Annotated in this window: 1 pseudogene; it reads left to right on the top strand. The window is 35.8% G+C overall.

The window, feature by feature from the left end:
• Window positions 1-172: pseudogene (locus Q1A47_RS20760) on the top strand (transposase); the annotation flags it as partial.
• Window positions 173-240 lie beyond the last annotated feature (68 nt).

Here is a 240-nt window from a genome sequence, read left to right as displayed (position 1 = left end):
ACCCAACAGTGAATGATCGAAATTCATCAATGCCTATAAAAGTGCCAGTTCAAGACTTAGCAAGAGGGATTTTCCTCATGTCCGTAAAAAGTTAGGGAAAGAAATGTTTTGGTCAAGAAGTTTTTGCTTGTTGACGACTGGCGGTTCGCCTATTGAAGTAGTAAAAAAATAGATTGAAAATCAAAGGATAAAGTGAGGTGATTTGATATGGCTAAACAAAATAAAGCGTACAAGTTTAGA

This window comes from uncultured Virgibacillus sp. (assembly GCF_947495635.1).
GTDB classification, from domain to species: domain Bacteria; phylum Bacillota; class Bacilli; order Bacillales; family Amphibacillaceae; genus Virgibacillus; species Virgibacillus salarius.
Note: the sequence above shows the minus strand (reverse complement) of the source record. Positions and strands in the feature narration are given on the sequence as shown.